The organism is Pontibacter silvestris, assembly GCF_020907275.1.
Classification (GTDB): domain Bacteria; phylum Bacteroidota; class Bacteroidia; order Cytophagales; family Hymenobacteraceae; genus Pontibacter; species Pontibacter silvestris.
Genome location: NZ_JAJJWI010000014.1, coordinates 136,072 through 143,372, shown reverse-complemented (window position 1 = coordinate 143,372; position 7,301 = coordinate 136,072). Strand labels below are relative to the sequence as shown.

Sequence of the window (7,301 nt, the reverse complement as noted above, 5' to 3'; positions counted from 1 at the left end):
CAGTCAAAGGTAGCAACTCCACTCCCCGCCGATCAGCTCAAAGTGCCCGGCCATCTTCACCGTGGCGCGAAAGAGACGGGTGATGGCGCGGCTGTTATTTTTGCGGAAATTGGCGATGGTGATGTGGCACTCCCGCTCCAGGCAACGCGAGGAACAGATGCGGTTGAGGTAGCCGTAGACTAGCAGCTTCAATAAAATAGTGGGATGGTAAGCGGGGCGGCCGTTTTCGGGGAAATCCGTGCGGAACCCTAGTTTTTCAAGAGGAAGAGAGTCAATGAAGGCATCAATGAATCGCACCTCGTTGTCCGGGGAGATCAGCTCCTGCAGGCTGGCCCCGCTCCCCTGCTTATCGCTGATACCTGGCAGCAGCACGTTTACCCCACCCATTTCTGGGTCAGAAGACGCAAGTCATCCATAAAATGGTTCGATATCCGTACATTACGGAGCACTTAAGCCTTGTAAGTTAGCTTACAGGGCTTTTTTTATGCTCTTGGGTCTGGTTTTATCATATACTGATGAACACCTTTTGAAGGGAGAAACCAAAACGTAAGTGTTCTCTAATTGCTCTGGTGATAGAGTTAGAGAATATTAACATCAGGTTTCGACTCATCAGACACAGCCTAATTTACTGGCAAACTACTATCTGACACGAACTTAGAAGCTGTCTCCTGCACTTGTTGCAGTATATTCCTAAGAACAGCACTTTTATCATCCCTCCGCCAGGTAACGTAGAGGCTCATCTTGTAAGGCAGTGTGATAAACCGCACGTTGGGTAGTGCACTGAACGAGTAGGAATAGGGAAGTATGGACACCCCAAGCCCCTTAGAGACCAACCCAAGAACCATGCCGCCAAAATCCGTTTCAATGTACACGTTGGGGTTGAAGTCGTGGTCCTCAAGAATCTGCCGAAGACTTGAGGTGTAGAACGTAGTCTGCGCCAAATTTGACAGGATGAACTTCTCGTTCTTCAAATCGTGCAAACCGGTAAAGTTCTGTTCATTAAGCCAATGGTTATAAGGCACGACAAGGACAAACGGCTCCGAATATAGGCAGGTTGACTGTAATGAAGGGTTTACCGCAGGATCACGTCTAAACGCCAAATCCATCTGGTAATTGAGCAGCAATTGCTCAAAGCTAATGTCGGTCGGCTCCACCAACTCAACCTTCAGTTCAGGTAGGGTACGGGATATGCTTATAATCAGTTCGGGCATGAAGCTGTAGGCAATGGAGCCCGGGTAGCCGATTCTGATAGAACCAAAGGCACCATCGTGAATTTTCCGAGCCTGCATGTGGATACGGTTAATCTCATCCAGCAAAGGCAGCCACTGATCTCTTAGAAACGCGCCAGCCTCGGTAAGCTTCACATTTCGCTTGCTTCTTTCGAAAAGCTGAATACCGAGTTCATCTTCCAAAGCCTTAATCTGCCTGCTGAGTGCTGACTGCGTGATGAACATCCGCTCGGCTGTATTCCAGAAGTGCAGCTCCTGCGCCAGTGTCAGGAAGTATTTTATCTGCTGTAACTCCATGTATTCTGATTCAATTTTCGCATTAGTTAACTCAATATTAGCATTTTTTAGCCCATACGCACACAATTACTTTGCAGTATAATTAAATGAACAAAGCAATGGTGTCAATGCGGAAATATGTATGGGAAGGAATAGGCTGGATAGGAGCGGTCTTTGCCCTTTTGGCTTTCAGCCTGAACAGCTTGAATTTTATCAGCAGTCAGTCCGTGCAATATCTGGGGATGCAGATTTTTGGTTGCCTTTTAATGGCCCTGTACGCAGCATCGAAGAAGGCGCACGCAAGCTGGGTGCTTAACGCCATCTTCCTGTTGGTGGCTATTATTGCATTAATTAGGGTCTATATGATGAACTAGAAACTAGTGAAGGAGTCGCCAGTATTATGAGTCGTGATTGCCGGAGGCAATACGTGATGCAAACGCACAGTAACAGCTGATAAGGTTCATCGCCCGAAATCATGTATTTGCAGTCTCCATGTTTTCGAAGGTGGTGGATATGATTCCTTTGAAGCCACACCTAGATAACTTTTAGAGCGTGAGCTTTCTGTACACATTTGGGAAATACGTCCATTCAAACCACCTGCAATCTGACCGGTGCATCCAGGGAAACCATCCACCACTATCTACTCTAAAGCATCATCCTGTATGCTGGTTATGTGTAGTTCTCACACAAGTACCCTTCCTGTAACTACTACTTTTTAAGCTTATTTAATAAATGGTTTGACTATCTACCCTACCCAAACAAAGCCACTATATACCGAATGTTATTATACTCCTTTACTCTAAGGAATGGATGACCAATATGTTGACTTAATATGAAATCAAAATAATTAAACATGGTTAGAAAATACCTATTCATACTTGCTTAACAAGGCTAACAGCTTCTGAAATATTTCGTTATTCTGATATACTCCTCTGAAATCATTGGAATGTGGTCCATAGGCATAAACAGGCACCGGGATGCCCGTATGATCATCAGTGCTGAATTCTCCAATAACGTATCCTTCAGATATATTCCCGTCTAGTAAGGTAAGTCCCCCGGTTTCGTGGTCAGCTGTTACAATCACCAGTGTTTCTCCATCCTGGTCTGCAAAACGTAAGGCTTCGCCCACCACCTTATCAAAGTCTGCATTTTCTGTTACCACCTGCGGAAAATTGTTGGCATGCCCTCCGTGGTCAATTTGAGAGCCTTCCAACATCAGAAAGAAACCTTTATCATTGTCTGAGATAGCGCCAGTCACTTTACTAAAAGCAGCAAGTAAATAGTCTCCTCGTCCATCTAACACAGGTCGAACAGCGCTGTCAGCTACCAATACAGCCAGTTTTGAAGTTTCAGGCAAAGTAGCGGGCAATTCGTCCGCCACTACATACCCCTTAGCCTGTAGGGCTTCCAGAATGCTATTGTCATTTATACGAGCTTCAAAATGCTTTCTTCCGGCTCCCACCACTATATCAACAGGAGAAGAAAGCATATCTTGTGCTATCGCTGTACTTGATAACCGCTCTTGCTGATGTGCATAAAAGGCTGCCGGAGTAGCATCAGTCAAATCGCAGGCGGCAATGACGGCTGTTTTCTTACCCGCTTCTGAGGCATAAGCAACCAATGACTGGAGTGGTTCACCCGCTGAATTAACTCCTACTGCCCGATTATTGGTTTTCTCTCCGGTTGCCATGGCAGTTGCGCCAGCAGCAGAGTCTGTGCCATATGCATCAGCGGAGTTCGTAACAGATAGTCCAATGTTTCGCATCTGAAAGAGGTTTAGCTGCCCTCTGTTAGCAGTATAAGTGGCATAAACTTGTGATAAGCCCATGCCATCGCCAATCAAAAAGATAACGTTTTTGACTCTTTCCGTTTTGCTGTCAATTTTATATGTAGGAGTATAAACCGAGTAAGGTTCTGCCATTTTATACTCATTTCTGGCCTTCCTCTGCATTAATGTGCCCAGTTCCTCCACCCTGTCTGTCCCAATCATATCCACTCCCATACCCATTAGGCTTAGCCAAGCTGATTTGCTATCTGGAGCAGCCCAAAAGCGAATATTTTTTCCGGCAGCATGCACACTGTCCACCAAACCTTTTACACGTGCTAGTTCCTCTTTGATGAGAACTCCTTTTCCATTCCAGTTACTGTAGTTTCTGAAATTAGTACTTACCAGCCCCACCCGCTCCCACTGCTCAGGCGTATGAGCTATCTTATAGTTGTCATCAAAGAAAATATAGTCAGGGTAGTTTGTGTACTCCGCAGGTTGTGGCCTGTCACCACTGATAATAATGGTCAGCTGTCCTTTCCGGGCAGGAGTACTCAGCAGGCTTCTGGAAGGTTTTAGCTGCTTTACAAGCAGACGCAGCGCCTCCTGATGGTTTTCTTTTATATCGATTAGCAGGCTTAGCTGCCGCGTCTCATCTTTTGCTAACTCAGCAAGGGCTGGCTCCAAGTACAGCTTAGACAGCGTTCTTTCTTTACTGATATTATCTTTTTCGTGAGCAACGTATAATTCGCCTTTCAAAGGAAAAACATCCGCTTCAATAGAGCCAAACCCTTTATGGTAAGCCCTGAAAAACGGGATGTTGTTTAGGTAATCATTATGCGAATGAGCATTTAGTGTAGTGTGTACAACTGTTTGCGCAGCGGCTGTTGTAGCTAAAAGGCCTGAAGCCAGCAATAAGGTGTATAGTTTACGATGCATGATAAAGTTAAAAGCGCTCAGGTCTGCTTTTGCACAACCGGAGCGCTTGTTTTAAGATTGTTTTGCTTTTTTCCAAGGTCCGGTAATCGCCAGGGTAATTCCCGCATCCTGTATGTTTATAAAATAAGTTTCTCCGGTTGGGGAAAAAACGCCTCCCGCAAATTCTGACAGAAAGCCAACGTTTTCCGCCAGCTTATAAAATTCGCCACCAGGCGTTACTCCAACTACAAAGGGATGTGGATCATCTTCACACATGATCACATCACCCCATGGAGCTATAGTCAGGTTATCACAGTACTTCAGTATATCCTTGTTATTTGGCTCCAGAAACAACTCCAATTTGCCTGGCTGCTTTGCTTCTTCGGGCTTCCCTTCATTTGGGCTTGGTTCATACCTGAAAACTTGCCCGCTTGAAGATTTACCACCATTGGTACAGGCAAAGTAAAGCTCGTTGTGGCCAAACCATATGCCTTCTCCCCTAGCGAAACAGGCAGCACCTTTATCAAAACCTATCAGGCGCAGGTCATCATCCAGAGAGTTAATATTCTCCATGTCCAGCCACTCTACCTCCAGTTGCTTGCCTACAGGAAGCTCAGGTCCTTTAGAATTCTCCCAGTTACGGGTATCCCAGCTTTTCTGCTCTTTGAGAGCAAGTGCCTGCAGCTTGCCCCCTTTTGCCAGCTTACCGGATTCGTTCGGTACATAGCGATAAAACAGGCTATCGCCCCTGTCTTCGGTCAGGTACACAATGCTGGTGGTAGGATCTACTGCGACAGCTTCGTGATTCATGCGGCCCATCTCTTTAATAGGTACAGGAGTTACCATTCCTACTTTTGTTGAAGCAGGTACCTCAAATACGTATCCATGGTCTTTCTCAAAGTAGTCATAGGACCCGGCTTTTACAGTTGTCTCCTCACATGTAAGCCAGCTGTTCCAGGGGGTAACACCGCCGGCACAATTCCTGGCTGTGCCGGCCAGGCTCATAAACTGCTTTTCTATCACGCCTTTTTTGGGGTCATAAACTATGGTGGTAGTACCGCCAAGGCCAGGCAGTTTACCTTTCCCAAAATCATAAAAACTCGTAGCTTTTCCTTTGGGCAATAGCTCATTCTTCAGACCAAAGGCTCCCTCAATAAAAGTATCAGGACTGTTTTCATGGTTTCTGATAATAATGGTTTTGCCGTCAGGCCCTGCAAAGGTGCCCATACCATCAGGTCGACCGGGGACCAGCAAGCCATCTGTCATTTTATCGCCACGTTGTGATATAACTTTATAAGAGAAATCTTTGGGCAAGTTGAGAAGTCCTTTAGGGTCTTGTACCAAGGGGCCATAACCTGCTGCCGGTGCCAAAGCCTCTTTTCCAAAGGCTTGTAATGGCTCCGCCACGAACTGGTAGAGCCCCATAAAGCCCAACGTTGCTATACCAGACGACTTTAAAAAGCGACGGCGTGAGGTATAAGGTTTTGTGTCATTCATGAACTAAGAGTTTTAGAAGTAAGAGCTTATGGCAAACACTACCAGCCCTGATTTTGAGGAATATCTGAACTACTTACAACATCTGGCGGTATAGGCCACACATGATGTACCTGCGGATTGAAGTTACGGGCTACCTCCAACTGTACCACCTGAAATGGTGCATCCGGATTAGTTTTATCGGCATGAACACGTCCGTGAGGCGCTATGCTATAGGTAGCCTGTGCATCACCCCAACGCACCAGATCGAGATGCCGGTCGGCAAATTCGCCGGCCAATTCAACACGGCGCTCGTGCTTCAGATCGGTCATAGTTGCTCCTGTAACAGGTTCCAAACCTGCTCTGGCGCGCACCATGTTAAGCGGCGCATCTCCGTTTTCACCCTGCATAATCTGCGCTTCTGCTTTTATCAGCAGTATCTCAGCATAGCGCAGCAATGGTACGTTCAGGTCAGTAGTAGGCTCGTCACCGTTGGAATTGAGATGCTCCTCCACCGGGTAACTGTACGGCTCCATATATTTGTTAAACTGCAAGCCTGTTAGCGAGTTTGATGAAGCATAGCGCCTTGTCTGGCCCAGGTACTGGAATTCATCCCCAAACTCAAGTATAGTTGCTTCTCTTCGATGCACGTCAGCAGCCTCATACTCATTATAAAGCTCTAACGTTGGCTGAAAATATCCCCAGCCATTGTACTGCCCCCAGCCCTTGTTTTCCAGCATTACGCCAGGTAAAATACTGCCTGTCTGCCTTCCCGATACTACTGACCAGATATACTCGCTGGACCAGTTATTGGCAATGTGGAAAACACTGGCAAAGTCCTCTTCGGGATTACCTGTATTGATCAATGCTCGACCAGAACCTGAATTGGCGACAGCATCAGCCGCTTGCTCCGCATCAGCCCATTTAGAGGCATCGTAACGGGCCCAGTACAGGTAGGTTTTAGCCAAATATCCTAAGGCTGCATCTTTATGTGCACGGCCTTTATCATCATCGCTGTAGCTGGTGAAAAGCGGCAGCAATTCTGCTGCTTTCTTCAAGTCACTCTCCACCAGTTTATAATTTTCTGCAGCACTGGCAGCACGGTCAAAATGGCTCTGCTCCATGTTCTCTTCCGTTACGATAGGTACACCAGCCCTTTGGTCGCCGTAGTAAGAAGCCAAGTAGAAATAGGAAAAGCCACGCATAAAATAAGCTTCGCCCAAAATCCTGTTTTTTAAGGATTCCTCCATTTGTATGTAGGGCACATTTTTTATGATCTCATTGGCACGCCGGATGATTTGGTACAAGTTGCCATATATGTTACGGATATAGCTATCTCCACCAGTTGTCCTGAAGTAGCGAATATTTTCGGCAGTGGCATTAGAGCGGCCGGTTACCATGTCATCCGAAGCATTAATAAACCAAAAAAAGCCCCGGCCAAACATTTCGCTGTTGTACATGTGGGTGTATAAGGCATTGGAGGCTGCAACAGCATCCTGTTCAGATTTCCAGAAGTTAGAATAGGTAGTTGCCCCTTTAGGAGTAAGTTCAGTAAAGTCATCGCTGCATCCTACAGACAAGGCCAGCAGCATAGCAAACGGAAGATACTTTTTTATTTTCATGGTGATGGTTTCTTAAAA

6 protein-coding genes are annotated in these 7,301 nt (G+C 46.3%); 1 reads left to right on the top strand and 5 read right to left on the bottom strand.

Translation table 11 applies throughout. From position 1 onward, the window contains the following. Positions 1–3 precede the first annotated feature (3 nt). Together LN995_RS14125 and LN995_RS14120 are read right to left on the bottom strand one after the other, a co-directional pair. A complete protein-coding gene (locus tag LN995_RS14125; protein ID WP_377470263.1) occupies positions 4–387 on the bottom strand; it encodes a transposase in 384 nt (127 codons plus the stop codon). Positions 388–620: 233 nt separating this feature from the next. Continuing rightward, positions 621–1,592 (bottom strand): LysR family transcriptional regulator, encoded by a 972-nt coding sequence (locus LN995_RS14120; protein WP_229961726.1) that lies wholly within the window; start codon positions 1,590–1,592, stop codon positions 621–623. A gap of 32 nt (positions 1,593–1,624) precedes the next feature. Here LN995_RS14120 and LN995_RS14115 point away from each other — a divergent pair, with 32 nt between their 5' ends. After that, complete coding sequence (locus LN995_RS14115) at positions 1,625–1,879, top strand: hypothetical protein (protein ID WP_229961725.1); 255 nt, start codon at positions 1,625–1,627, stop codon at positions 1,877–1,879. A gap of 494 nt (positions 1,880–2,373) precedes the next feature. Here LN995_RS14115 and LN995_RS14110 read toward each other — a convergent pair whose 3' ends face one another. Genes LN995_RS14110 through LN995_RS14100 form a run of 3 tightly spaced genes read right to left on the bottom strand, consistent with a single transcriptional unit; the run spans position 2,374 to position 7,283 of the window. Beyond that, positions 2,374–4,209 carry an alkaline phosphatase gene (locus LN995_RS14110; RefSeq protein WP_229961724.1) on the bottom strand — a complete coding sequence of 612 codons (1,836 nt, stop codon included), beginning with the start codon at positions 4,207–4,209 and terminating at the stop codon, positions 2,374–2,376. 51 nt (positions 4,210–4,260) lie between these two features. Further along, the gene (locus tag LN995_RS14105) at positions 4,261–5,685 is read right to left on the bottom strand and encodes an alkaline phosphatase PhoX (protein WP_229961723.1); all 1,425 of its coding nucleotides are present in this window, start codon (positions 5,683–5,685) and stop codon (positions 4,261–4,263) included. Positions 5,686–5,723: 38 nt separating this feature from the next. Further along, positions 5,724–7,283 carry a RagB/SusD family nutrient uptake outer membrane protein gene (locus tag LN995_RS14100; protein ID WP_229961722.1) on the bottom strand — a complete coding sequence of 520 codons (1,560 nt, stop codon included), beginning with the start codon at positions 7,281–7,283 and terminating at the stop codon, positions 5,724–5,726. Positions 7,284–7,301 lie beyond the last annotated feature (18 nt).